This is a genomic window from Streptococcus sp. HMSC062H02, assembly GCF_001813005.1.
Taxonomy (GTDB): domain Bacteria; phylum Bacillota; class Bacilli; order Lactobacillales; family Streptococcaceae; genus Streptococcus; species Streptococcus oralis_S.
The window spans coordinates 1-486 of the sequence record NZ_KV811115.1; the positions used below are offsets into that span (position 1 = coordinate 1).

1 protein-coding gene is annotated in these 486 nt (G+C 41.6%); it reads left to right on the forward strand.

Going from position 1 to position 486, the window contains the following annotated elements; genetic code table 11:
- Window positions 1–486: hypothetical protein (locus HMPREF2885_RS04090; RefSeq protein WP_148131131.1), on the forward strand; the 486-nt coding region annotated here is incomplete at both ends.

A 486-nucleotide genomic window follows, 5' to 3' on the forward strand; every position in this document is an offset into this window, starting at 1 on the left:
TAACGGTGAAACCACGTGACCCAGAAAAACCAACTGATCCAACACCAGGTGAACCAGCTAAGTCTGTTGGACCAGAAGATGGATCTAAACCTGATAAAGAATACCACTTGCCAAACGCTTTAGATACCTTCCGATTCGATATTACTACACCGGTTCCAACAGATCCTGTAGATGAAAACGGAAATGCTAAGAAGGATCAATATGGTCGTCTTATCAAGACAGACTTGACTAGTTTTACAATCACGGATGAAATCAATTCAGTCTTGAAAGTCAACAAAGACCGTATCGCTCTTAAAGTTGAAAATGCTCAGTTTGACAAGATCAAAGCAACTCTTCAAGCTCAACTTGATCAAGCAGAGAAAGAACTCAAAGCTTTGACAGGCAAGTCAACAGAAGAGACTTCAACAGAGACTGGTAAGAAGGAAGAACTCAAGGCAGCGGAAGCTAAAGTAGCTGAATTGAAAGCGAAGTTGGAAGCAGCTAAGG